General features: G+C 63.3%; 16 protein-coding genes and 1 pseudogene. 10 read left to right on the top strand and 7 right to left on the bottom strand.

Features of this window, described 5'->3' with window-relative positions; translation table 11 throughout:
- Positions 1 to 192 (top strand): annotated as a pseudogene (locus tag FJ934_RS18270) (S-(hydroxymethyl)glutathione dehydrogenase); the annotation flags it as partial.
- 231 nt (positions 193 to 423) lie between these two features.
- Here FJ934_RS18270 and FJ934_RS18265 read toward each other — a convergent pair.
- Positions 424 to 2,022 (bottom strand): DHA2 family efflux MFS transporter permease subunit, encoded by a 1,599-nt coding sequence (locus FJ934_RS18265; protein ID WP_140610976.1) that lies wholly within the window; start codon positions 2,020 to 2,022, stop codon positions 424 to 426.
- The gene (locus tag FJ934_RS18260) at positions 2,019 to 3,110 is read right to left on the bottom strand and encodes an HlyD family secretion protein (RefSeq protein WP_140610974.1); all 1,092 of its coding nucleotides are present in this window, start codon (positions 3,108 to 3,110) and stop codon (positions 2,019 to 2,021) included. The genes FJ934_RS18265 and FJ934_RS18260 overlap by 4 nt, the downstream gene beginning before the upstream one ends.
- Positions 3,111 to 3,625: 515 nt before the next feature.
- Between FJ934_RS18260 and FJ934_RS18250 the strand changes: the two genes are divergently transcribed.
- The 3 genes from FJ934_RS18250 to FJ934_RS18240 are packed head-to-tail and all read left to right on the top strand — an operon-like array spanning position 3,626 to position 7,564.
- Entirely contained in the window at positions 3,626 to 4,258 is a 633-nt protein-coding gene (locus FJ934_RS18250) for a (2Fe-2S)-binding protein (RefSeq protein WP_246671555.1), read from the top strand.
- Position 4,259: 1 nt separating this feature from the next.
- Positions 4,260 to 5,282 (top strand): xanthine dehydrogenase family protein subunit M, encoded by a 1,023-nt coding sequence (locus tag FJ934_RS18245; RefSeq protein WP_140610970.1) that lies wholly within the window; start codon positions 4,260 to 4,262, stop codon positions 5,280 to 5,282.
- Positions 5,283 to 5,284: 2 nt separating this feature from the next.
- Complete coding sequence (locus tag FJ934_RS18240) at positions 5,285 to 7,564, top strand: xanthine dehydrogenase family protein molybdopterin-binding subunit (RefSeq protein WP_140610968.1); 2,280 nt, start codon at positions 5,285 to 5,287, stop codon at positions 7,562 to 7,564.
- 67 nt (positions 7,565 to 7,631) lie between these two features.
- On the opposite strand, the gene FJ934_RS18235 is transcribed toward FJ934_RS18240, so the two are convergent.
- From FJ934_RS18235 to FJ934_RS18225, 3 genes are all read right to left on the bottom strand, one after another.
- On the bottom strand, positions 7,632 to 9,344 hold the full coding sequence (locus FJ934_RS18235; RefSeq protein ID WP_140610967.1) for an HAD family hydrolase: 1,713 nt from the start codon (positions 9,342 to 9,344) through the stop codon (positions 7,632 to 7,634).
- A gap of 254 nt (positions 9,345 to 9,598) precedes the next feature.
- Positions 9,599 to 10,549, bottom strand: coding sequence for a DUF5996 family protein (locus FJ934_RS18230; RefSeq protein WP_246671554.1), 951 nt, complete (start codon positions 10,547 to 10,549; stop codon positions 9,599 to 9,601).
- Positions 10,550 to 10,811: 262 nt separating this feature from the next.
- On the bottom strand, positions 10,812 to 11,849 hold the full coding sequence (locus tag FJ934_RS18225; RefSeq protein ID WP_246671553.1) for a LysR family transcriptional regulator: 1,038 nt from the start codon (positions 11,847 to 11,849) through the stop codon (positions 10,812 to 10,814).
- Between FJ934_RS18225 and FJ934_RS18220 the strand changes: the two genes are divergently transcribed.
- Together FJ934_RS18220 and FJ934_RS18215 are read left to right on the top strand one after the other, a co-directional pair.
- On the top strand, positions 11,815 to 12,561 hold the full coding sequence (locus FJ934_RS18220; protein ID WP_140610965.1) for a glucose 1-dehydrogenase: 747 nt from the start codon (positions 11,815 to 11,817) through the stop codon (positions 12,559 to 12,561). The genes FJ934_RS18225 and FJ934_RS18220 overlap by 35 nt on opposite strands.
- 113 nt (positions 12,562 to 12,674) lie before the next feature.
- Positions 12,675 to 14,084, top strand: a complete 1,410-nt coding sequence (locus FJ934_RS18215) for a mercuric reductase (RefSeq protein ID WP_140610964.1) — start codon at positions 12,675 to 12,677, stop codon at positions 14,082 to 14,084.
- A gap of 429 nt (positions 14,085 to 14,513) precedes the next feature.
- On the opposite strand, the gene FJ934_RS18210 is transcribed toward FJ934_RS18215, so the two are convergent.
- Together FJ934_RS18210 and FJ934_RS18205 are read right to left on the bottom strand one after the other, a co-directional pair.
- Complete coding sequence (locus FJ934_RS18210) at positions 14,514 to 15,842, bottom strand: aspartate aminotransferase family protein (protein WP_140610963.1); 1,329 nt, start codon at positions 15,840 to 15,842, stop codon at positions 14,514 to 14,516.
- 97 nt (positions 15,843 to 15,939) lie between these two features.
- The gene (locus tag FJ934_RS18205; protein ID WP_181165669.1) at positions 15,940 to 16,935 is read right to left on the bottom strand and encodes a LysR family transcriptional regulator; all 996 of its coding nucleotides are present in this window, start codon (positions 16,933 to 16,935) and stop codon (positions 15,940 to 15,942) included.
- A gap of 103 nt (positions 16,936 to 17,038) precedes the next feature.
- On the opposite strand from FJ934_RS18205, the gene FJ934_RS18200 reads away from it, so the two are divergent.
- The 4 genes from FJ934_RS18200 (at position 17,039) to FJ934_RS18185 (ending at position 24,743) form a co-directional block, all read left to right on the top strand.
- Complete coding sequence (locus tag FJ934_RS18200; protein WP_140610961.1) at positions 17,039 to 19,495, top strand: FAD-dependent oxidoreductase; 2,457 nt, start codon at positions 17,039 to 17,041, stop codon at positions 19,493 to 19,495.
- Positions 19,492 to 21,957 carry an FAD-dependent oxidoreductase gene (locus FJ934_RS18195; RefSeq protein WP_140610960.1) on the top strand — a complete coding sequence of 822 codons (2,466 nt, stop codon included), beginning with the start codon at positions 19,492 to 19,494 and terminating at the stop codon, positions 21,955 to 21,957. The genes FJ934_RS18200 and FJ934_RS18195 overlap by 4 nt, the downstream gene beginning before the upstream one ends.
- Positions 21,958 to 21,971: 14 nt before the next feature.
- Positions 21,972 to 23,534 (top strand): trimethylamine methyltransferase family protein, encoded by a 1,563-nt coding sequence (locus FJ934_RS18190; RefSeq protein ID WP_140610959.1) that lies wholly within the window; start codon positions 21,972 to 21,974, stop codon positions 23,532 to 23,534.
- A gap of 243 nt (positions 23,535 to 23,777) precedes the next feature.
- Positions 23,778 to 24,743: a glycine betaine ABC transporter substrate-binding protein gene (locus tag FJ934_RS18185; RefSeq protein WP_181165668.1), complete on the top strand. Its 966-nt coding sequence runs from the start codon at positions 23,778 to 23,780 to the stop codon at positions 24,741 to 24,743.
- Positions 24,744 to 24,784: the final 41 nt, after the last annotated feature.

Genomic DNA, 24,784 nt, shown 5'->3' with positions numbered 1-24,784 from the left:
CGCAGCTGGATGGGCACCGCCTTCGGCGGCGCGCGCGGCCGCACCGACGTGCCCAAAATCGTCGACTGGTACATGGATGGCAAGATCCAGATCGACCCGATGATCACTCACACGCTGAAGCTCGAGGACATCAACAAGGGGTTCGACCTCATGCATGAGGGCAAGTCGATCCGAAGCGTCGTCGTTTACTGAAGACAGCCACACGCCGCCAGCCAGGACCGGCTCGAATCCTACGATTGCCTCCGGGCCCGATGGACGGCCAGGAAATCCGGCGCCTTGCGGGCATAGTCACGGAAACGCCAAGGCTTTTCGCGGCCTCCAGCCTCCCGGCCAGGTCAGCGTGTTCCCAAAGCCCGGCGTCAACCGGCGGCGTTATCGAGGTGCACCCCGACTACGTCGCCGGCGCTGTTTGCGCTCTCCAGGCTAGTGCCCTTGAGGCTTCGGCTTGGGAGATCGGAGCAAAAGCGCCAGGGGAACAAGCAAGGCCGTCGCCACCGCGCAATAACGGAAGACGTCGACATAGGCGAGCAGTGACGCCTGGCGGGCGATGAGCTGGCCGATCCAGCCGATGGCTTGCTGCTTGGCTTCGACCAAGGGCGAGCCCTGGGCGACGAAATGGTCGGTCACCTGGCGAAGAACCTGTTGATACGTCGCGGACGATTGTGCCGTGTGGGCGATCAGATCGGATTGATGCAATTGCGCGTTTTGAGCGATTACGGTGTTGGACAACGACACGCCGACGCTGCCGCCGATGTTGCGGGCGACGTTGATCAGGGCCGAGGCCTGGTTGGTCTGCTGCGGCCGCAGGCCGACATAGGACGCGGTCGAGATCGGAATGAAGAGGAAGGGCAATCCGATCATCAGGAAGACGCGGGCGAAGGCGAAGAAACGGAAGCTGGCGTCCGGCGTCAGCGACGTCATATGCCATAGCGCGACCGCCACCACCGACATGCCGAACATGATCAGGTATTTGGGCTGGACGATACCAGCGGCAAACCCCGAAACCGGCATCAGCACCAGCATGGCGATGCCGCCCGGCATCATCGACAAGCCCGACAGCGTCGCCGTGTAGTCGAAGGCGGTCTGCTGCAGCTGCGGCATCAACTGCGTGGTGGAGAACAGGACGGCGCCGACCGCCATCATCACCAGGAACGATGTGCCAAACTGGCGGCTGAAGAGCAGCCGTATATCTACGATCGGGTCGTCGCGGCTCAGTTCCCATGGGATGAGCAGCAGGAACGAGATCGCCGAGATCCCGGCGAAAATGGTGATGAAGGTCGATGCGAACCAGTCGTTGCGCTGCCCCTCGTCAAGAAAGATTTCCAGGCAGCCAAGCGCCAGGGCGACCAGCAGGAAGCCGACCCAGTCGATCTTCAGGCCGCCGCGCAGCCTCTCCTGGCGTTCGTCCTCGAGTACCTTAGGCTCAACCAGCAACCACTGGACCAGCGCCACCGACAGGATGCCGAACGGCACGTTGATGAAGAAAATCCAGTGCCAGGAGAAATGGTCGGTCAGCCAGCCGCCAAGGGTCGGTCCGACCGTCGGCGCGACGATGACGGCGATACCGTAGAGGGCGAATGCCTGCGAGCGCTTTTCCGGCGGAAAGGTGTCGGCCAGGATGGATTGTTCGCTTGGCGCCATGCCCCCGCCGCCGAGGCCTTGCAGGATCCTGAACAGGATCAGCATTTGGAGATTCGGGGCCAGTCCGCACAGCAGCGATGCGAGCGTGAAGGTCGCGACGCAAAACATGTAGTAGCGCTTGCGGCCGACAACGCTGGCCAGCCAGCCGCTGACCGGAATGATGACGGAATTGGCGACAAGGTAGGTCGTGATGATCCAGGTGCTTTCATCCACGCCGGCCGCCAGGCTGCCGGCGATGTTGCGCAGCGCCACATTGGCGATGGAGGTGTCGAGCACCAGCATGAAGGTGGCGATGGAGACCACGATGGCGATGAGCCAGGGATTGCGGCCCCCGGCGGCGGAGCGGCTCTCGTCTTGCCTGCGCGTCGCTTCGCCGGTCATCGCACCTTGACCGTCGGCACCACCGAAAGGCCGGGGCCCAGGAGCACGTCAGGCGCATTGTCGAAGACGATCTTGACCGGCACACGCTGCACGACCTTGACGAAGTTGCCGGTGGCGTTTTCCGCTGGCAACAGGCTGAAGGCGGTGCCGCTGCCGGCCTGGATGCTGTCGACATGGCCATGGAACGTCTTGTCGGGATAGGCGTCGATGTCGATGTCGACCGGCTGTCCGGCCCGCATCAGATCGAGTTGGGTCTCCTTGAAGTTCGCCTTCACCCAGACCTCGTTGGGAACGAACATCATCAGCACCTGGCCCGGCTGGGTATAGGTGCCGATGGCGGCCGAAATGTCTGTTGCCCGTCCGGCGACAGGCGCGGTTATGGTGGTGCGTGCCAACGCCGTACGGGCCTGGTTCTGGGTGGCTTCTGCCTGCCGGAGCTTGGCTTCGCTGGTTTTGGTCTGCGCCTGCAGCACGGAAACCTGGCTCTTCGCCGCGGCCACGTCGGCCACCGTGCTGTCGAGCGTTGCCTGGTCCTGCCGCAGCGTCGATGCCGCCTGCTGTGCCTGCTGTTGCGTCGCTGTCCCCTTGGCCAGCAATTCGCGATTGCGCTGGTCCTCCGCCTTGGCGAAGTCGACGGCCGCCTGCGCCTGGGCAACCTGCTTCTGCGTCGCGTCGATCTTGGCGTTTTGCGCCTCGATCTGGGCCGCGACGTTGGCGATGTCGGCTTGCGCGGCGGCCACGCCGGCGTCGGCCTGGTCGAGCGATGCGCGGTAGTCGCTGTCGTCGATGCGCAACAGGACATCACCCTTGCGCACCGGCTGATTGTCGGTGACGGCCACATCGGTGATGCGCCCGGCGATTTCGGCGGCGACGGTGACCGTACGGGCATCGATGAAAGCATCATCCGTGGATTCGTACTGACGGGCATTGAGCCACCAGACAATGCCTGCCGCCACGATCAGCAGCAGCACGAGGAAAATGGCGGCCGTCGCATAGGGATGGCGCCTGGGAAAGCCGCGCAGACTGGTGTCCTGCGGCGGAGCATCCGGCTTTGCCGTGTCGCCATCGCGAGGTCCTTTCTCGCGCACCTGGTCTGGCGCGGTTCGCGTCTCATCAACGCGCTCAGCTTTTCGTTCAGCTCTTTCGATTTTTGTGTCCAAGGGAACAGCCTTCGGGCTACCGATGCCTTCGTCGACGCCAGAGGCGGACGCAAATCAACGATGCGTCCCGGCAAAAGGTTCCTGTTCGAAGGGCGTCCTGCGCTCAGCGCCTAACCGATCGCAAAGCGCAGAATGATTGCCAGCACCACGATGCCGACCAGCCCGGCGATGAAGATGATCCGACGTGCGCGCGTCCTCAGGATGATTTCGCCTTGCGGGCGTCTTGCGCGGAAAAGATCGGTCCTTCGTTCTCTCGGCGGGTTTCTTGGTCGTTCATACTCGCCTCCTGCTCGGCACAGAACCGCCGCAGAGGGAAGGAGGGAGGTTCCCGCCGGGGTAGGCCTGCCAGAGAGGAATTCAATCACAGAGACGTGAGGCGGGGAACCTTGTGACATCTCGCTGGTTCGGGCCGCTCAAGCCAGCCGCCCAGCCGGGAGCCAGCCATGCCCAAGGTCATATCAACCGGCACTTCCACCGTTTCGAAAGTCAGCCGGCGCAGCTTCATGAGCGGGTCCGTTCTTGCAGCGGCGACAATGCCGATCGTTGCCCAGTCGGCGAAAGCCGAGGAGTCGCCATCCGACGGTCAGGACAACGCGCGCGCGCTTGCGGCGGTTTCGCTGCGCGTCAACAGGCAGTCCTATAACTTTGCCCTCGACAATCGCACCAGTCTGCTGGATGCGCTGCGCGACCATGCCGGACTTGCCGGTACCAAGAAAGGCTGTGACCACGGTCAATGCGGTGCCTGCACCGTTCTCGTCGACGGCAGGCGGGTGCTCTCGTGCCTAAGCTTCGCGGTCATGAACGAAGGCCGCGACATTACCACCATCGAGGGGCTTGCCGCCGCCGACGGCAGTCTGCATCCGATGCAACAGGCCTTCATCGACAATGATGCTTTCCAATGCGGCTATTGCACGCCGGGCCAGATCATGTCCGCCATCGGCTGCGTCAACGAAGGCCATGCGGGATCGGAAGATGATATCCGCGAATATATGAGCGGCAATCTTTGCCGGTGCGCCGCCTATCCGAACATCGTCGCGGCTATTGTCCAGGCGCGGGACGAAACGAGGAGGTCCTGACATGCGGCCCTTCGTCTACGAAAGACCTGCCGACGTCTCCGCCGCGGTTGCGATCGCCTCGCGTTTTGCTGACCAGCAGGATCAGCCGACGAAAGCCGACGTTCAGTTCATCGCCGGCGCCACCAACCTTGCGGACTACATGAAACTCGGCGTTGCCACGCCCAAGCGGCTGCTCGATCTGAACGCCCTGAGAGAACCGACCTTGCGACAGATCAAGATCGGTGACGGCATCATCCGTTTCGGGGCATTGGTTCGAATGGGTGAGGCAGCCGACAACGACGATGTCAGACGAATCTGCCCTCTGCTCTCCGAAAGCCTGAAACTCGCCGCCAGCGGTCAGATCCGCAATATGGCCAGCCTTGCGGGCAACGTCTTGCAACGAACGCGATGCGAGTATTTCCGCGAGACCTCTTGGCCCTGCAACAAACGCGATCCAGGTTCCGGCTGTGCGGCAATGGAAGGGTTCAACCGCCAGCATGCCGTGCTCGGCACAAGCGATGACTGTATCGCCACCTATCACGGCGATTTCGCCCAGGCGTTGATTGCGCTCGATGCCACCGTCGAGATCGCGGGAAAGCGCGGCGCGCGCAGAATGGAGTTCGCCAAGCTTCATCGTCTTCCCCGCGATACCCCCGACATTGAAACAAATCTTGCGCCAGACGACGTCATCGTCGCCATCGAGGTGCCTTTCGCGGCATGGTCACGCCGCTCGCACTATCTGAAGATACGCGACCGCGAGTCCTATGCATTCGCCTTGGCTTCGGCGGCCGTCGCCCTCGATCTGGACGGCAATAAGATCAGGCATGCGCGAATAGCCTTGGGCGGCGTGGCGACGGTGCCTTGGCGGGCAAAAGCCGCGGAAGAGGCGCTGCAGGGCAAAACGCTCGATCAGGAGGTGGCCGAGACGGCCGCCGACGCCGCTTTCGCGGAAGCGCAGCCGAGGCGATACAACGCCTTCAAGATACCACTTGGCAAACGCACTTTGGTGCGGGCGCTGCTCGAAACACGCGATATGAAGGTCTGACTATGAACCAAGCCGCTCCCGCGCCGAAGGAGAATATGGGCCAGCCGGCTCCCCGTATCGACGCCCGTCTGAAGGTGACCGGCCAGGCCGGCTATTCCGCCGACCTTGCCGCCGGGAATGTCGCCTATGCCGCGCTTGCAACCAGCACGATTGCCAAAGGCGCGATCCAGGCTCTTCACCTTGACAGGGCTCGAGCCGTCCCCGGCGTGCTCGACATCGTCAGCATCGGCGACATGGATCGGTTCGAAAAGCCGAAATTCGGCAATACCGGCGCTAGTTCGATCGGTCCGTTGCACGACAAGACCGTTTTCCATGACGGCCAGATCATTGCCCTGACGGTCGCCGAGAGCTTCGAGGCAGCCGAAGAGGCCGCGATGCTGATTGAGGCCGACTACGCGCGGGAAAGTCCGAGCGCAAGCTTCGATTCCCAGGGAACCATGATCGAACCGGCCGCCGGCAAGAGCCCGATGTACAAGGAGGACGCCAAGGTCGGTGACTTCGATTCCGCCTATGCCTCGGCCGAAGTGAAGATCGATCAGAAATATTCGACACCCACCCAACATCACAATCCAATCGAGCTCTTTTCAACTACGGCATGGTGGCAGGGTGACCAGCTCACCGTGCATGAACCCAGCCAGAACGTCACCGGCTGGAAGATCGAGCTGGCGAGGCAGCTGAAGATCGATCCGGCCAATGTGCGTGTCATCAGCCCCTATGTTGGCGGTGCATTCGGTTCCAAGGGACCGATGACGGCTCGTACGGCGATCGTGGCGGTCGCCGCTCGTCGTGTGGGTCGGCCGGTGCGCTGCGTGGTCAGCCGCATGCAGGCTTTCGGCACGCAGACCTATCGGGCAGAAACCCGTCACCGCATTCGTATCGGAGCAGGCAAGGACGGTCACATCACCGCATTCGCGCATGAGGGCTGGGAGGTCACGTCCCGGCCTGATCCCTACGTTGTCGGCGGCGCCTCCGCCACTGCCCGCATGTACAACTATGGCTCGGTGCTGACGCATGTCTCGCTGGTCCATGCCGACCGGAACACGCCGGGTTATATGCGATCGCCGCCCGAGACGCCCTATGTCTATGCGCTGGAAAATGCCATGGACGAAATGGCGGTGGCGCTTGGCATGGATCCGATCGAATTCCGACGCATCAATGAGCCGCAGAAAGAGCCGATCGGCGGAAAACCCTTTTCCAGCCGGTCGCTGCTCAAATGCTACGAACAGGCCGCCGGGGCGTTCGGCTGGTCGAGGCGCGAGGCAAGAGTAGGTTCGATGCGCGACGGGGACTGGCTGGTCGGCATGGGATGCGCGACCGCCATTTACCCGACTGCTGTCGCTCCATGTGCCGCCCGCATTCGCCTGACCGCGGATGGCCAGGTCCGGGTGCAGTGCGGCTCGCACGAAATCGGCACCGGCGTGCGCACCGTGGCCGGGCAGATGGCCGCCGAACGTCTCGGCGTCGATTTGGACAAGGTCAGCGTCGAAATGGGTGACAGTGCCCTGCCGCCGGCACCGGTGTCGGGAGGCTCGATCTCCACCGCCAGTGTCTGCTCGGCGGTTCTCAAGGCGTGCGATGCCGTGCGTCAAAAACTGTTTGCGGCCGCCGTGGGCGAGGGTGGTGCGCTGGCCGGTTCCGGCAATGCGAAGCTCGACATGGCAGGAGAAAAGATCGTTGCCGACGACGGCAAGTCGGCAGCTTTGTCGGACGTCTTCAAGACGATGCAGATCGGTGCGATCGAGGAATATGCCGAATTCGCGCCGCGGGGTTCCTCGCCGGAGGCGCTGAAGAAACTCTATGCCGGGGAGTCGGAGTTCCACGGCGGCGACCAGGACAAGGATTCGGTGAAATATGCTTTCGGCGCGGAGTTCGTCGAGGTTCGGATCAACAGCTATACGCGGGAAGTTCGGGTACCACGAATGGTCGGTGCCTTTGCCGCTGGGCGCATCATGAACACGCGAACCGCCCGGAGCCAATTGATGGGCGGCATGATCTGGGGCATCGGTCAGGCCCTTCATGAAGCGACGGAGATCGACCAGCGCCACGCGCGCTACGTCAACCGCGACCTGCAAGACTATCTGGTCCCCGTCAACGCCGACATCAAGGAGGTGGAGGTGATCCTGGTTCCGGAAATCGATCACGAGGTCAATCCAGCCGGCGTCAAGGGACTGGGTGAGCTCGGCAATGTTGGAACCGCGGCCGCCGTGGCAAGCGCGGTCTATCATGCAACGGGAAAACGCATTCGCGACCTGCCGATCAGGATCGAGGATCTTGTCGCTTGACCACGATGCCGGATTGGCATGCCTTGCCGGCTCGTATCCGTGGCAGCACGTGGATGAGCGGTTGAACCTACTCTTCCGGCGCTGTGGCTGGAGCGGTGTAACGCCGGCGCACCGCGTCGAGCACGACCTTGCGGCTCTCTTGCGGCGATAGCGTCTTATCCTTTTCAGCGGCGGCCGTTTCGCGCGCCAGGTCCTTGTCCCTGATCTGGTGGCGAAACCATTCGGAATAGTCGCCGGCGCGTAAATGATAGTCCCAGGTCTTGTCGTCGATGCCCTCCGCCATCTGGGCGAAAATCATCAGATTGTGCGCCCGCAGGTTCATCGCATTGTCGGGACCTTTGAAATAGAAGCTGCCAGCCTCGTCGAGTTGGCCTTCGGCATATTTGCGGCTGTGTCGCCTGAGCGACTGGCGCGGTTCGATCACCTTCACGGTCATTGGTTTCTTGCCCATTTGCGGGCGCCAGAACAGCACGCGGTCGCCCTTTGGCGAAGGCATTTGCCTTGGCGGTTCGGTTCTCGTTTCACGACAGAATGTCTGGATGACGCTCTTGGCTGTTGGGCCAACGCCGATCACCGCCGTCACCAGGCTCAGAACATCCGCCGAGACCGCCTCCGGATGCACGGTGATGAGGATCGTGCCCGGCAATTCCAGGGACAGCACGGCACGGGTATCGTCGCGCCGGCTGGGCAGAAGATGGTGCGCTTCGTCGATGACCAGCCAATGCGGCCTTGCCGTTCGATAACGGAAATTGCCCAGGCCCGGCAGCAGGTCGGCGAAGAAGTCGGGGCGTTCGTCGACACGCAGAGCCAGTCCGTTGACAATCACATTGGTGTCAGGCTTTTCGATCAGATCGAGCACTTGCTGCTTTGTCGGCACGCTCGAACCGTCGCCCAGCCCGACCGCACCTTGAAGGCCGTCATAGTCGCCTTCCGGATCGAAAATGCAGAACTGAAAACCGGCCTCGACGAACCGTTCGGTGAGCGCCGTGGCCAGCGTCGATTTGCCGATGCCGGAACTGCCCGCGATCAGCACCGTATCGGTCGGCGACAGATGGATGTCCTTGCCGCCTGCCGTTCCGAGCAGGATGCCGTCGCGGCCCTCTTTCACGATAGCGCGATCCTGCTTGATCAGTTTGCTGATAAGTTCCTCGACGCCCTTGCCGCGTGCGCCGCGCGTCACGAGATCGGCGGTGTCTTTCACCGCCGGCAGCGCGTTGTCGACGGCGACGCTGCAGCCGCAGGCTTTCAGGAAGGCGTGGTCGTTTTCGGCATCGCCAACCGCCACCACATTGAGCGGCGACAGGCGAAGGTCCTCCAGCACGGCGGCAAGCCCGGTCGCCTTGTTGATGCCGCTCGGCAGGATCATCACCGCGCCCTTGTTGAAGATGATCTCGAGTTCCAGTCCCAGTTTCTTGATGACCTCGAGCACCGTTGCCTGGTGAGGCTCCCAGGTGGCTACGATCGAGCGCCCGACCGAAAGCGGCTTGACGCCGCCCTTCTTCAGCGCGGCGACAAAGTCGGGCGAGGGCGCCGGTGAAATGGTGCGCTCTTCTTCGCTGGCCGGCGTATAGACCAACGCCCCATTTTCGGCGACGACCTTGTCGAACAGCGCCATCTCGGGAAAGACCTGCTTGAGGTCGGGCAATTCGCGGCCGGTGACCAGGATAAGCTTTCGACCGGTCTTTTTCAGCCGCTCGAGCGCGGAGATGGTCTTTTTTGAGACAGTCCCGTTATATGCAAGAGTGCCGTCGTAATCCGTCGCCAAGGCTATGAAATACATCTCACCGACCTTTCACGGCCGCACGCCGACAGGCTGCTGGTCGACGGATCAAAGAGTACCGATTGTTGCGCTGGCGTTGCTTGGCGGCCTAGCCGGCGATTTGCGATTTCATCTGGCATGGCTGTCTCCCGGTCTGGAGAACGAACAACGCCTGTCGGACAAAAAAGTTTACGTCCTTCACACCATTCCTTTGTCGGTCGCCCCTGGCGGCGGTGCCTGGACGCGTGATTGCGCAAGGCATGGCCGCCACCAATCTACAGCGGGCGCGGCCGACAGGGCACGCCGACGGAGCATTCCAGTGCGTCGCGATCCCATTTGCCGAGGTCGGCCGCCACCTCGTAGGTGCTCTGCAGAAACAACATGAGCGTGGCTTCCGGATCCCGCGCCCGGCGCACGGCATCGTAGGGCAGGAGGAATTCACCGAACTCCTTGGAAAAGAACGCCTGTGGTGGCTGGACAGCAGCCGATGCATAGCCTTCCGGCGCCGGATAGGCATAGGAATAGAAGGTTAGGTAGTCGATCGGGCCGCCACCCGGCCAAAACCCGGCGCTGCACACCTCGTGCGAATATGCTTCGCGGGCCACCGTGTCCGGCAGGCCGGGCACGCTGCCGGGATGCAGCGGTGCCCGCCTGCCCGAAAAGCGCGTGACCGCGAGGTCGAAACCGCCCCAGAAGAAATGCACGGGACTGACTTTGCCCAGGAATCCCGTGCGAAATCGCGAAAAGACCGCGTGCGTCGAAAGCAGGATGCGCCAGAAGCGGTTGGCATAGTCGCGATCGTAAGCGGCATGAACACGGTCCTGATCGAACGGGATGCCGTCGGCGATCTCGGACGGTTGGGTGAAGATCGGCGTGGCGAGCCCGAGTTCGTCCAGCGCGAGCGTTACTTCGCCATAGAACTCCGCCACGGTTTTGGGTGCGAGCATGATTTGCCGGATGTGACCCTCGCTCGTCCTCAGCCACAGCAGATGGTCTATGAAATCGAAATCGATCTGAAATGCTCGCCCACCCATGGAGATCGGCGAGGTCGTCAAGCCGCGAGCGGTCACGTAAAGCGGCACATGCCAGGAATGGTTCAGCCAGGGCTCGCGCATCAAGCGGATCTTGCCGACGATCTGGGTCCATAAGTGGAGGGTCTCGTAAGTGTCCTTCCAGGCTGCGTAAGGCAGGTCCGGCCAGCGTTCCAGATCATCGGCAGACGACAAGGTCTTCTCCCTTCGTTGAGGCTCCGGACGGGCGCGTGCGTCTCCCGTCGGAAGATAATCCATCTGCCCGCCACGCCCGCTAACCGCAAGCTACGATGGAGGCACTATATGGGGACCGCCCGACGATTGGCCAGCCCGGCACAAGGCGATCGCCACCCAGAACCATGGTGCCGCATTGGCCTCGTTGGTCGGGGAGCAATGCACGTGTTCGCATCTCTCCGGCTTGACTGGCACAGCAATGTGGTCTCAGCGAGCGGTTCGATTACCGTTCGGCCACCAGCACCTGCTCGAGGTAATCGCTGAATGCACGCGCTTTCTGCGAAGGGCGCCGCCCTGCCGGGAAGACCACATATGCGGTTGTAGGCTCGAGCCGATAATCGGCCAGGACCTCCACCAATCTCGCGGAGGCGAGTTCTTCGGCGCACATCCATGCCGAGGCGATCGCGATGCCGAGGCCGGCGCTCGCGGAGGCAACTGCGCCTGTCGCCGAACGGGTCCGCACCCGCGGATCGACCGGGTGGACCTCGATCACCCCATCGCGATGGGCCGTCCAATTCTGCTCGCCGCCGTCGCCCGGGCCGCCGACGAGATGATGCTGAGCAAGGTCGGCAAGGGTCCTCGGCGTGCCACGGCGCGCAAGGTAGTCGGGCGAAGCGACGAAGAGGCGACGGGCGGTGGCAAGCTTGCGCGCCACGAAGCTGGAATCCGGCTGATTGCCGAGACGAAGCGCCATGTCGGCGCCCTCGGCAACGAGGTTCTCGTAGCGGTCGGACATCATGAGATCGATCTTGAGCTGGGGATGCCGATCGAGGAAACCAGGCAAAAGCGGCACGATCTGCCTGGCGCCGAAGGTCGCCGGCAGCGCCACACGCAGAACGCCGGACAGCCTGTCCGCGCCGCGCGCGGCGTTTTCCGCTTCCTCGACGCCCGCAAGCGCCTCGCGCGCCCTGGAAAGCAGCGCTTCGCCTGCATCGGTGAGAGAGAGCTGGCGCGTAGTCCGCGTCAGCAGCTTGACGCCGAGCCGCTCCTCGAGCGCCGCCACCGTGCGCGAGACGGAAGGCTGTGACAACGCGAACTCGCGGGCCACTTTGGAAAAGCTTCCAGTCTCGACCGTGCGGACGAAAATCGCAAGTTGCTGAAGCCGATCATTCATACTGGACACGTATATATCATATGATGCGAGCGGCGCTACTCGCTGCCTGATGCATGATTTATCTCCTGACCAACGCGCCGATTGGCGGCGGTTCACAGGAAGGAGAAAGATCATGGATGAGTTGAAAGGCAAGGTAGCGATCGTCACCGGCGCCTCGAAAGGGATCGGCGCGGCAATCGCCCGGCAATTCGCAAAGGCGGGCGCCGCGGTGGTGGTCAACTACGGCTCGAGCAAGGAAGACGCGGACAGGGTGGTTGGCGACATCCTGCGCGACGACGGCAAGGCCGTTGCGATCCAGGCCGATGTCAGCAAGGGCGCCGACGTGAAGCGGCTCTTCGCCGAGACGAAGGCCACCTTCGGTACGCCCAGCATCCTCGTCAACAATGCCGGCGTATACCGTTTCGGGCCGCTGGAGGAGGTGACGGAAGCGGAATTTCATCGCCAATTCGATACCAACGTGCTGAGCACGATCCTGATGACGCAGGAAGCGGCAAGGGCTTTTGACGGCCATGGCGGCAGCGTGATCAATCTCAGTACGATTTCGAGTGCCAACCCAGTACCGAATTCGGTCGTCTATTCGGCCTCCAAGAGTGCGGTGGACACCGTCACCAAGGCGCTCGCCAACGAACTCGCCGGCCGCAAGATCCGCGTCAACGCGATCGCCCCGGGCATCACGGAAACCGAAGGCCTGGCGGTCGCGGGCATTGAGGGCGAGACCGCCAGGACCATCGGCGCGACATTGCCGATGGGACGGCTTGGACAGCCGGACGACATCGCACGCGTGGCCGTGTTCCTCGCCTCCGACCAGTCCGCCTGGCTGACGGGCGAACGCATCACCGCCTCCGGCGGGCAGCGCTGACGGCTTGCCTGGCGAGCCGGCATCTAGCGCGAAGAGCGGCGGCAGGCGAGCGGACTCGTCCGCTCGCCGTCGGATGTGCCATTATCCTTTCCGGAATGCAGCGGAGAAAGCTCATGTCCCAACCAGAACATTATGATTTCCTGATCCTCGGCAGCGGCCAGGGCGGCAAGGCGCTTGCCTGGCATCTTGGCCGATCCGGCCAGCGGGTCGCGGTCGTCGAACGCCGCTGGGTCGGCGGCTCCTGTCCCGCCGTCGCCTGCCTGCCCAGCAAGAACGAGGTGTGGAGCGCCCGCGTCGCGCACCTCTCCCGCAACGCCGCCCAGTTCGGCACGTCGACCGGTCCCGTCTCGACCGACATGGCCAAGGTCCGCCGGCGCAAGCAGGAGATGGTCGAGCGCGAGATCGCCTTTCATCTCGATGCCTACAAGACCAGCGGCGCGGAACTGATCATGGGCAGCGGGCGCTTCGTCGGCCCGAAGACGATCGAAGTTGCGCTGAACGAAGGCGGCATGCGCCTGCTCAGTGGCGACAAGGTCGTCATCAATGTCGGTACGCATGCGGCGATCCCCAGCATTCCCGGAATCGGGGAAGCCCAGCCGCTCACCCATATCGGTGCCCTTGAGTTGGACGCCTTGCCGCCGCATCTCATCGTGCTCGGCGGCGGTTATGTCGGGCTGGAAATGGCGCAGGCCTATCGACGCTTCGGTAGCCGGGTGACTGTGATCGAAGCCGGACCTCAGCTTGTCGGCCGCGAGGACCGCGACATCGCCGAGGAGATGCAACGGCTTCTCGAGGGCGAGGGCATCGAGTTCCATGTTGGCGCCGAACCTCTTGCGGTGCGCGGCCGCTCCGGCGAAGAGGTCAGCGTGACGGTGCGCACCGCTTCGGGCGAGCGGACAATCGAGGGCAGCCATCTGCTCGTTGCCGCCGGTCGCATCCCGAACACCACCGGCATAGGCCTCGACGAGGCCGGCGTCATGCTGGACGCCCGTGGCTTTATCCGTGTCAACGAACGGCTGGAGACGGCCGCACCCGATGTCTGGGCGCTCGGCGAATGCGCCGGCAGTCCGCAGTTCACGCATATATCGGTCGACGACTTCCGTATCATCAGGGATAATCTGGCCGGCGGACACCGCAGCACACGCGACCGGCTGGTGCCCTACACCATGTTTACCGATCCGCCGCTCGCCCGCATCGGCCTGAGCGAGGGCGAGGCGCAACGCCAGGGCGTCATCGTGCGTGTCGCCAGGCTGCCGATGAGCGCTGTGCTGCGCACCGAGGCGACGGACGAAACGCAGGGGTTCATGAAGGTGGTCGTTGGCGGCGATGACGACCGCATCCTCGGCTTCACGATGATCGGTTCCGAGGCCGGCGAGGTTCTGGCGACGGTGCAGACGGCGATGCTGGCGAACCTGCCCTATCCAAAGCTGCGCGACGCCGCCATCACGCACCTGACGATCGCCGAGGGACTTGGGCCGCTGCTGGGCAATGTGCCGCCGAGGTCCGGGCAACATGTCGAATGAGGACGCCGCGCCATAGTCGGGATCCGCCTTCGTGCAATTCTCGATGCGGCGCTGCCTCACCTCGGCCCTGGCATTGCCCATCCGAAGTCCACCACGTCAATGCTGGCCCGCCCCGGCTGGAGCCGAGGCAGGCCTTTACGCCCTATGGAGACCGTTTCCGGGGGCGCTATTTGTTGGCGTCGCCGAGCACCCTGACCTTGTCGCAGAATGGAGCGTAGGGCTTGCCCGTCGCCGCATCGTTGCATTTCTCCATCAGGAAGTCCTGATCGCTCTTGGACATGCCTCGGCGCTCCTCGTCAGCGGCCCGCACGGTGTTCCGTAAGGATAATGCCGATGGCAGGCCCTTTGGTCCTGGTGCCTCGCGCGACAGGCTGGAACAGGAGAGAGCGTGCGTTCTCATCCTGCCGGACGACGGCGAACGGTTGGTCATCAAGCCGTGATGCTCTGGAAGCTCCTGACAAATCGCTCCATCACATCGTCGACGTCTGCCATCGACAGGCAAAGCGGCGGGCACATCCTGATGACGCTTCTATAAGGTCCGGATCGGCTCGCCACGAGGCCGTTGCGCCGGCTTTCTTCGAAGATCGCGAGTGTGGCCTCGGGTGCGGGTTCCTTCGTCGTCTGATCCTTCACCAACTCGATGGCAAGCATGAGACCTTCCCCCCTGATGTCGCCGATCAGGCGAGAATGGTTCTTGAGCTCCTGCAGCCTCGTCTTCAGTGCGGCGCCGACCGTTCGCGCATTCTCTTGCAAGCGCTCTTCGCGGATCACCTTGAGAACCGCGCGCCCGGCGGCACAGGCGACGGGATTGGCGCCGTAAGTATGGAAAAGAAACTTGTCCGCCATGGATTCGGCGACGTCTCGTTTGGCGATGACGGCGCCAAGCGGGATGCCATTGCCGACGCCTTTGGCGACAACGACGATATCGGGAATGACGCCGTGCGATTCGAATGCCCAGAAGGCATCGCCAGTGCGTGCGACGCCCGATTGCACCTCGTCAATGATGCAAAGGCCACCGGCCGCGCGCACGCGCTCGAACGCGCCGGAAATGTAGCCGTGGGGCATCGGCACGATGCCGCCATAGCCTTGAACCGGCTCGATGATCATTCCAGCCAACCTGCCGCTGGTCGAACTGGCTATGGCCCGCTCGACCTCGTTCAAATAGGGCTCGACGCCTTCGCCGTGGATACCACGATACTGGTTGGGCTCTGCCACGAAGGTCACCCCGCCGAGCTGTGGGACGGGATGGCGAAATCCCGATATTCCCGTCAGCGATTGGGCTCCGAAGGTGGCGCCATGATAGCTCGAGGCAAGTGCGAGCATATCGATGTTGCCGGTGTGGCTGCGGGCCATCAGCAAGGCAAGGTCGATCGCCTCGGCGCCACTGTTGGTGAAATGCACCACCCAATCATGGCCTGCTGGCATCGTGGCCACCAGTTCCTCCGCATATTGCGCGGGAACCGGATGATAGAACATCGTCGTGCAATGTGTGAGTTCGGCCAGCTGCTCGGTGGTGGCCTTCACCACCTGCGGGTGCGCATGGCCGACAGAAATGCAGAGGTTCATGCCGAGCAGGTCGATGTATTTGCGGTCCTTGTCATCCCAGACATACTGGCCCCTGCCGCGCTTGAGGATCAGCGGCTCCTTGTAGGGGACGAACTTGCGCTGCGAGGCCGCATAGAAGCGATTTCGCCGGTCGACGATCGCCTCGCTCGACCAGTCGACCTCCAGATTCGAATGAGCGTGAGGAGCATTCATGCCCGTCTCCTGTGTTGGGAACCCGACAGGGATTGAGCACTGAATGAGGGATGTGTGAACAGCCAAACATATCCATCAGTTTAAATGATGGGGCCGATTAGTCGTGCAATGCGGGGCGGTCGACCACATAGCAATCGGGAGGAAGGCCAGGCAGGCGCGTACGGATCGCATTCGTCAGCACCTCGGCGGTGCGCGTGGCGAAGGCTTCCGGCAGGTTGCCCAGTTCGCGTTCCCGCGCCACCAGCAGGATGTTGCGCGACAGCCCGGTGAACGGCAAAGCGTGCACGTCGATCTCCATGCCTTCCGCCAGCCCATCGATGAGCAAGGTCGGTGTCAGGATCGCAAAGCCCATCCCGGCGGCGACAGGCGCCATGACCACGCTCGAACGGTCGCCTTCCATGGTGCGCGGGATTTCGATGCGCAGCCGGCTCAGATGCTGGTCGACCCGCAGGCCGACCGGCGTTTCCCTGGAAAACCGCACGAAGGCCAGTTTCTTGGAGAGCTTGACGATGTCGCCGACATCGCCGGCGAAGCCCTTCGGCGTTACCAGCAGGAACTTCTCCGTCATGATTGGATAACGCGTTAGCCCCTCGATCTCGAAAAGCTCGCCAGAGGTGACGGCAAGGTCGGCGCGTCGGGCCCGCAACAGCGCGACATGATCGGTCGCCAGGCCGGCGAAGAGACTGAGTTCGGGAATGCCGAAAGTGTTTCGAGCCAGCACGGAAAGTGCCGGGGCCAACGTCGTCGCGATCGAGGCCAGAAGCGCGACACGCAGCAGCGGCAGCGGCGCGGCATTGACCCGCCGCGCGTCGGTGCGCAGCCCCTCCACCTCGGCCAGGATGGCAATGGCGCGGCGATGCAATGCGATGCCTGCCTTGGTCAGTTCGATCGGGCGCAGATTGCGGTCGATCAGGCTGACGCCAAGCGCGGTCTCGAGGTTCTTCAGGTGCTGCGAAGCGGCGGACTGCGTCATGCCCAGCATTTGTGCCGCCTGGGTGACATGCCTTGTTTCCACGACGGCCGCAAACACCTCGATGGATCGAAACAGATTGAAATCGAAACCGCCGCTCTTCACCCGCCAACTCCAGCCCACGATGTCTTCATAAGTTTTCCTAATGTTGCAAAAATTCGATTGAGTGCAAGAGGCCTGCCGGGAAAAGATCGCGCCGTTCGATCCCAACAAAGGTATTTGCCCGGTGAATGACAGCGCACGCATCGTGATCATTGGCGGCGGCGTCATTGGCCTCGGCATAGCCTATCATCTCGCCGAACTCGGGGTGACCGACGTCGTTCTGCTGGAGCGTCACCAACTGACCAGCGGCACATCCTGGCATGCCGCTGGCATCGTCGGTCCGCTGCGCGCCAGCCTCAATCTCACAAGGCTTGCGCAATATGCGACCGAACTGTTTCCACGCCTGGAGGAGCGGACCGGCCAGGCCTCGGGATATCGGCGGACCGGCGGCCTGTGGCTCGCGCGCAGGCCGGAGCGAATGGACGAGCTGAAGCGTATCGCGCATATGGGCGATGTCTGTGGCCTGACGGTCGAGATGATCGACGGCGCTGGCGTTGCCGGCCGCGTGCGGGGCATCGTCCCGGACGGCATCGAGGGCGCCCTGTGGGTCGAGGAGGATGGGCAGGCCAATCCGGTCGACATCTGCGCGGCCTATGCCAAGGGCGCACGCGCCGCAGGCGTCCGCATCCTGGAAGGGGCCGTCTGCACTGGCTTCGTGACGAAGAACGGCAGGGTCGCCGGCGTCAAGCTGGCGTCCGGCGCCACCATCGACTGCGCGACGGTGGTGAACTGCGCCGGCGCCTGGGCGCGCGACATCGGCGCTCTTGCCGGTGTCCCGGTGCCGCTGCAGGCCGTCGAGCACATGTATGTGGTGACGGAGCCGATTGCGGGCCTGCAGGATCCGTTTCCTATCGTGCGGGACCTCGACGAGGGCATCTACGTCAAAGGCGATTCCGGCAAGCTGGTTCTGGGCGGGTTCGAACCGAATGCCAAGATCTTCGACGTCCGCGGGCCGGCGGGTGGCAGGCCGTTCCTCGAACTGCCGGAGGATTGGGACCAGTTCGAGCCGTTCATGTCGGCCGGACTTAAACTTCTGCCGGCGCTCTCGCAAGCCGGCATCAGGCACTTCATGAATGGTCCCGAGAGCTTCACGCCCGATACGCGGCCGTTGATGGGGGAGTCGCCTTACCTGCGCGGCTTCCATGTCGCCGCTGGATTCAACTCCACAGGCATGATGTCTTCGGCCGGTGCCGGCAAGGCGATGGCCGAATGGATCGTCGACGGCGAGCCAGGGCTTGACCTGTGGGCGCTCGACATCGCTCGCTTCGACCGGTCCGCCGCGTCAAGATCCTTCGTCGGCGCCAGGATGGAGGAGGCGGTCGCCGATCTGTTCCGTATGCACTGGCCCTACAAGCAGGCGATCGCGGGGCGCGACGTCAGGCGTTCGGCCTTCCATCAGGCTTTCGCGGATGCCGGCGCTGTTTTCGGTGCGCCGACAGGGTGGGAGCGGCCGCTCTGGTTCGGCCGCGACGAGGCCGCGCGCGCGATCCGCTATTCGGTCGGAGCGCAGCCATGGTGGGGTGCTGCGAAAGCGGAAGCCGGCCGCATGGCCCAGGGCGTCGGCCTGTTCGAGCTCTCCCCTTTCACCAAGCTCGATATCGTTGGCCGCGACGCCGCGACGTTGTTGCAGAGGCTTTGCGCCAATGACGTCGATGTCGCCGAGGGCCGGGCCGTCTATACGCAGATGCTCAACGCGCGGGGCGGCATCGAGGCCGACGTGACCGTGACCCGCGACGGCGACCGCGCCTTCCGTGTGATCTCCAGTGCGGCGACAAGGCAGAAGGACATTGCCTGGATCAGGCGCCACGCGCAGGATCTTGGCCTCGACGTCTCGGTCTTCGACGCGACCTCTTCGGAAGCCGTGCTCGGCGTCATGGGGCCGCGATCCCGCGACTTGCTTCAAAGCTTGACCGACGCCGATCTTTCCGACGCCACTTTCCCGTTCTCGACCTCGCGCCGCATCGACATCGGCGTGATCAGTGTCCGGGCCACCCGCGTCAGCTTCGTCGGCGAACTCGGCTTCGAGCTCTACGTGCCGGTCGAATGCGCGCAAAGCCTGCTCGCCACGATCGCCGCTGCGGGCGGCGCCCACGGCCTCGCCTTCTGCGGCCATCATGCGCTGGATGGCTGCCGCCTGGAAAAGGGCTATCGCCATTGGGGGCACGACATCGGGCCGAAGGACACGCCGCTGGAGGCTGGCCTGTCCTTCGCGGTCTCCTGGAAGAAGAATGATTTCATCGGCCGCGACGCGCTGCTGGCGCAGAAGGCCGAGGGCGTCAGCCGCCGGCTTGTGCATTTCGCGGTCGACGGCGCCAATCCGCTTCTGCTTCATGATGAGCCGATCTATCGAGACGGCAAACTTGCCGGCCTGACCACGTCGGGCGGTCTTGGTTCGCGAACCGGCCTGAGCCTTTGTCTTGGCTATGTCGCCTGCGAGCCGGGCGAGACGAAAGCACAGCTACAGGCTTCCAATTACGAGATCGCGGTGGCCGGCACGCGCCATACGCTGAGGGCGCTCGACAAACCGCCCTATGACCCAACTGGAGCGCGGATGCGCGGCTGCGAGGAGACAGTTTCATGAGGCAGCATGCCCGTGTCGTCATTATCGGTGGTGGAGCCATGGGCGTTTCCCTGCTCTACCACTTGGCCAAGCGCGGCTGGAGCGACGTCGTCCTCGTCGAGAAGCATGAATTGACCGCCGGCTCCACCTGGCACGCCGCCGGCCTCTGCACGCATTTCGCTCACAATGCGACGATCATGGAGATGCGCGCGCATTCGGTGCGTCTCTATCGGGAAATCCTGACCGCCGAGACCGGGCTGCCGACAGGCTTCCATGCCAGCGGCGCGCTGCGCATCACCCGCTCCCGGGATCGCATGGATGAATTCCGCCATGTGCAGGGGCTCGGCCGGTTCGTGGGCCATGATTTCCACATCCTGAGCCCGGAAGAACTCAAGCAGGTCTATCCGCTTTGCCTGACTGACGGCATTATCGGGGCGATCTACGAGCCCAATGATGGCCATGTCGACCCGACACTGGCGACCAACGCAATGGCGGCCGGCGCGCGCTCGCGCGGCGCCGAGATCGTCCGCCACAATCCCGTTCTGGCGATCGAACGCAAGGCATCCGGCGAGTGGCTCGTCCGCACGACGCAGGGCGACATTGTGGCCGAGCATGTGGTGAATGCCGCCGGCACCTGGTGCCGCGAGATCGGCGCGATGATGGGTCTCGACCTGCCGGTCGTGCCGATGCTGCACCAGTACGTCGTCACCGACACCGTTTCCGAGATTGCCGAGCGCATCGCCGCCGGCGCCAGCGAACTGCCGATCATCCGCGATCCGGAAGAAAGCTGGTATCTACGTCAGGAACGCGACGGCTATATCGTCGGCCCTTATGAAAAGTCGGCCCAGCCCTGGGCAATCGATGGGGTGCCGCCCGAATTCGGCATGGAGTTGCTGCCGCCGGACTTGGACCGCGTCGAGCACATCATCGCGCTGGCGATGGAGCGCGTCCCCGCACTTGCCAATGCCGGCATCAAGACGGTGGTCAACGGGCCCATCACCTTCACCCCGGATGCCAACCCGCTGATCGGTCCAGCATTCGGCCTTGATAACGCCTGGCTGCTGACCGGCTCGAGCATGGGAGTGATGGAAGGCGGGGGCGCCGGCCGCTTCCTCGCCGACTGGATCGTCGATGGTACGCCACCGAGCGATGCGCTTGCCATCGATCCACGCAGGTTCGGCAACTATGCCGATCGGGATTATCGCGTCGACAGGGCGATCGAAGGGTTCGGCCTGCAGTTCGGCATCCACTATCCCTATGAAGAGCGCGAAGCCGGGCGTCCGCGCCGCACCACACCGGCGCTCGATCTTCAGAAAAGCCAGGGCGCGGTGCTGGGCGCCGCCTATGGCTGGGAACGGCCGAACTGGTTTGCCATCGGCGGGGTCGATCGCAATCCGCCGCTGACCTTTCGCCGGCCCGGCTGGTTTGAAGCGGCGCGCGGTGAATGTCTCGCCGTGCGCGATGGTGTCGGCGCCATCGATCTGTCCGCCTTTTCCAAGTTCGAAGTTGGCGGCCCCGGGGCGAGCGCGTTCATGGCCTCGCTTGGCGCCAATCGTCCGCCAACACGCCAGGGCCGCATCGGCCTCGTTCATGTGCTGACGGCAAAGGGCGGCGTCGCGTCGGAATTCACGGTGACCCGCCTCGGTGATGACTGGTTCTACCTGACCAGCGCCGCTGTGGCGGAGCGGCATGACGAGGACCTGCTGCGCTCCCGCGCCTCGGCCTTTGCGAATGTAACAATCGACAATGTCACCGAAAGGCGCGGCGTGCTCGCCATCATGGGCCCCCGCGCCCGCGATCTGCTCGAAACGGTGAGCGAGGCCGATCTGTCCAACGCGGGATTTCCCTGGTTTTCCGCGCAGATCATCCGGGTCGCCGGCATCAAGGCGGCGGCGCTCAGAGTGTCCTATGCCGGCGAACTGGGATGGGAGCTTCACGTCCAGCTGGCGCAATTCGGCAAGCTCTACGATGCGGTCACCAGGGCTGGCCGGCGTTTCGACCTGCGCCCGTTCGGCATCCACGCCCTGAACGCGATGCGGCTGGAGAAAGGCTATCGTGCCTGGGGTGCCGACCTGACGACGGAGCGGACACCGCTGGAAGCGGGGTTGGATGCCCTGGTCAAAACCGAGGGGCGGGATTTCATCGGCCGCGAGGCCATGCTTGCACGCGTCGGCGATAGTGCCTGGACAATGGTGCTTCTCGAGATCGATGATGACGCCGAAAGGCTGCCTTTCTACGCCCATGCGGTGTTGCAGGCGGGCCGGCCGGTTGGGATCGTCACCTCCGGCGCCCACGGCTTCCGCACTGGCAAGACCATTGCCCTTGCCTATCTGCGCCCTGGTGTCTCTGCCGAAGGGCTGAGCGTTTCGATCCTCGGAAAAGAACTGGCTGCGCGGGAACTCCGCGAAGCCCCCTACGATCCCGGCAATCTGCGCCCGCATGGCCTCCATGCCGCGCAACCCGTTGCCTTCACGCTTGCCTGATGTCGGAGAAAAAGATGAACACGGACGCGACGATCACCACCGAAGCTCACGCACCGCGAACCGGGGGCAGGGCTGGAAGGCAGGGCCAGCGCATGGCGCAGCAGGCACCGCGCCGTCCCTACATCAGCCGCCGGATCGGCACCTTCAACATCCTCGACGAGGAAGGACTGAGCCTGATCGAGGCGAATGCCGACCGGCTGCTCAAGGAGATCGGCATGGAATTCCATGACGACCCGGAAATCCTCGACATCTTCCGTGAGGCGGGCGCCGACGTGCAGGGCACGAGGGTACGCTTCGAACCGGGCATGTGCCGCAAGATCATCCGCGCCACGGCACCTTCCCAATTCAGGCAGCATGCCCGCAACCCCGCCAACACGGTGATGATCGGCGGTGACAATACCGTGCTGTGCCCGTCCTGGGGACCGCCCTTCGTCCACGACCTCGATCGTGGTCGTCGCTATGCCACGATCGGCGATTTTCGCGACCTGGTAAAGATCCACCAGATGATCCCGCATCTGCATCATTCGGGCGGCGTGGTTTGCGAGCCTGTTGATCTGCCGGCCAACAAGCGCCACCTCGATATGCTCTACACGCATATCCGCCATTCCGACCGGCCGTTCATGGGCGCCTTCATCGGTTCGAAGCGGGCACAGGACGCCGTCGACATGGCCAAGATCGTGTTCGGCGAAGAGTTCGTCGCCAACAACGCCGTGCTCTACAACGTGTCCAACACCAATGCGCCGCTGGTGCTCGACGCCAACATGTCCGGCTCGCTGAAGGTCTATGCCCGCAACAACCAGCCGGTAGCCTGCACGCCCTGGACTCTGGCTGGCGCGATGAGCCCGTGCACTGTCGCCGGCACGCTGGCGCAGGTGCTGGCGGAAGCGCTCGCTAGTCTCAGCCTTGTGCAACTGATCAACCCGGGAGCGCCCTGCCTGATGGGAAGCTTTGCCAGCACCATCTCGATGCAGAGCGGTGCGCCGACCTTCGGCACGCCGGAAGCAGGCAAGATGGTGCTGGCGTGCGGGCAACTGGCGCGTCGCGTCGGCGTGCCGTTCCACACTGTCGGCTCACTGTCGGCATCCAAGCTTCCCGACGCCCAGGCCGAACAGGAAGCGACCTGGGGGATCCTGATGTCGATGTTTGCCGGCGCCAATGTGATCAACCACGCCACCGGCTGGCTGGAAGGCGGACTGGTCACCGGCTTCGAGAAGACGGTCATCGACGCCGATCTTTGCGGCAAGGTCGCCAGCCTGTTCGAGGGCATCGATCTATCGGCCAACGCACAGGCGATGGAGGCGATCGAAGCGGTCGGACCGGGATCGCATTTCCTCGGCAGTGCGCACACGCAGTCCAACTTCCTGTCGGCTTTCTACCGGTCCACCAGCAGCGACAACAACTCCTTCGAACAATGGAACGAGGATGGGCGCCTCGACGCCGCCCAGCGCGCCAACCGGCAGTGGAAACGGCTGCTTGATGAGTATCAGGATCCGGGCCTCGATCCGGCCATCGACGAGGCGCTGCAGGCTTTCATCGCCGGCCGCAAGGCCAGCGAGCCGGATCAGGCGTATTTCTAGAGCATGATCCCCAAAAAGTGGGAACCGGTTTTCGGGAAAGATCATGCTCTGGCGAAGAGACAGATCAGGATGGCGAAACGTCATCCTGATCTGGTGCCATTCGGTCTGGAGCATGCGGCTGCGAGGGGGTGACCTTATGCGGCTCATCGTTTTTCCTAATGCGAGGAATTTTGGGATGGATTGGCCGCGCGTTCCGCTAACCTGATGGATAGACTGAACGAAATCAGCGCAATGGGGAACATCATGAAACGCTATCTACTCGAAACGGCATTCGGCGCTCTGTTGCTGATGCCGGTGTCTTCGGCGCTCGCCGCGGACGTGACGATGCCTGATCCGAACTACGCCACCGCGACAGCGGTCATGAACGTCATCAAGGACGCCGCCCAACAGGAATTGGGGCTGGAGGTTTCGACGGTGACCACCACCGCCGTCCCGGTGATCTGGGAAGCGATGAGCCGCAACAAGGGCGAGGTGGATATCTGGCCGGACGTCTGGCTGCCGAACCAGCAGGGCCTCGTCGACAAATATGTGAAGGGCGCCGGCACCGTGAAGCTTGCGCAAAATGGCTACGAGGCCAAGCAGGGCTATTGCGTCACCCAGGTCACCGTCGACAAATATGGTATCAAGGATGTTTCGGATCTCGCGAACCCGGACAATGCCAAGCTTTTCGACACCAATGGTGACGGCAAGGGTGAAATCTGGATCGGCGCATCAGGCTGGCAATCGACCAACATCGAGAAGGTTCGGGCGCGCGACTACGGTTTTGCCGATTTCTTCGACCTTCAAGTAACCGATGAAGCGGTGGCGGCGGCTTCGCTCGACCGCGCCGCCAAGGCCGACAAGCCATGGGTCGGCTATTGCTACAGCCCGCACCAGAATTTCGCCCGCTATAAGCTCGCCTTCCTGACCGAGCCGAAAAACGATCCGGCGAAATTTGTCGTCGTGCAGCCCAATGACGACCCGCAATGGTTTGAAAAGTCGAAAGTCTCATCCGCCTATGCTGACACAACCGTGCACGTTGCTTATGCTGCCTCGCTTGCGCAACGCCAGCCGGACCTGACCGCGGCGCTGGAGCGCATCGCCTTCAACCCGGACGACATCAGCAAATGGGCGTATTCAATCATCGTCGACAAGAAACCGGCGGACGATGTGGCCAAGGAATGGATCAAGGCCCATCCTCAGGACGTGGCGAAGTGGTTTGGCCACTGACGGTCGCTCGGCGCACGGTCTGCAGCCTGCATCACCTGTTG

The sequence above is a fragment of the Mesorhizobium sp. B2-4-12 genome (assembly GCF_006441575.1).
Lineage (GTDB): Bacteria > Pseudomonadota > Alphaproteobacteria > Rhizobiales > Rhizobiaceae > Mesorhizobium.
Note: the sequence above shows the minus strand (reverse complement) of the source record. Positions and strands in the feature narration are given on the sequence as shown.

Bases quoted from the DNA above. Each gene is read 5' to 3' on its own strand.
- FJ934_RS18265 (WP_140610976.1), bottom strand. From the start codon at position 2,022: ATGACCGGCGAAGCGACGCGCAGGCAAGACGAGAGCCGCTCCGCCGCC.
- FJ934_RS18250 (WP_246671555.1), top strand. From the start codon at position 3,626: ATGCCCAAGGTCATATCAACCGGCACTTCCACCGTTTCGAAAGTCAGC.
- FJ934_RS18245 (WP_140610970.1), top strand. From the start codon at position 4,260: ATGCGGCCCTTCGTCTACGAAAGACCTGCCGACGTCTCCGCCGCGGTT.
- FJ934_RS18240 (WP_140610968.1), top strand. From the start codon at position 5,285: ATGAACCAAGCCGCTCCCGCGCCGAAGGAGAATATGGGCCAGCCGGCT.
- FJ934_RS18235 (WP_140610967.1), bottom strand. From the start codon at position 9,344: ATGTATTTCATAGCCTTGGCGACGGATTACGACGGCACTCTTGCATAT.
- FJ934_RS18220 (WP_140610965.1), top strand. From the start codon at position 11,815: ATGGATGAGTTGAAAGGCAAGGTAGCGATCGTCACCGGCGCCTCGAAA.
- FJ934_RS18215 (WP_140610964.1), top strand. From the start codon at position 12,675: ATGTCCCAACCAGAACATTATGATTTCCTGATCCTCGGCAGCGGCCAG.
- FJ934_RS18210 (WP_140610963.1), bottom strand. From the start codon at position 15,842: ATGAATGCTCCTCACGCTCATTCGAATCTGGAGGTCGACTGGTCGAGC.
- FJ934_RS18195 (WP_140610960.1), top strand. From the start codon at position 19,492: ATGAGGCAGCATGCCCGTGTCGTCATTATCGGTGGTGGAGCCATGGGC.
- FJ934_RS18190 (WP_140610959.1), top strand. From the start codon at position 21,972: ATGAACACGGACGCGACGATCACCACCGAAGCTCACGCACCGCGAACC.
- FJ934_RS18185 (WP_181165668.1), top strand. From the start codon at position 23,778: ATGAAACGCTATCTACTCGAAACGGCATTCGGCGCTCTGTTGCTGATG.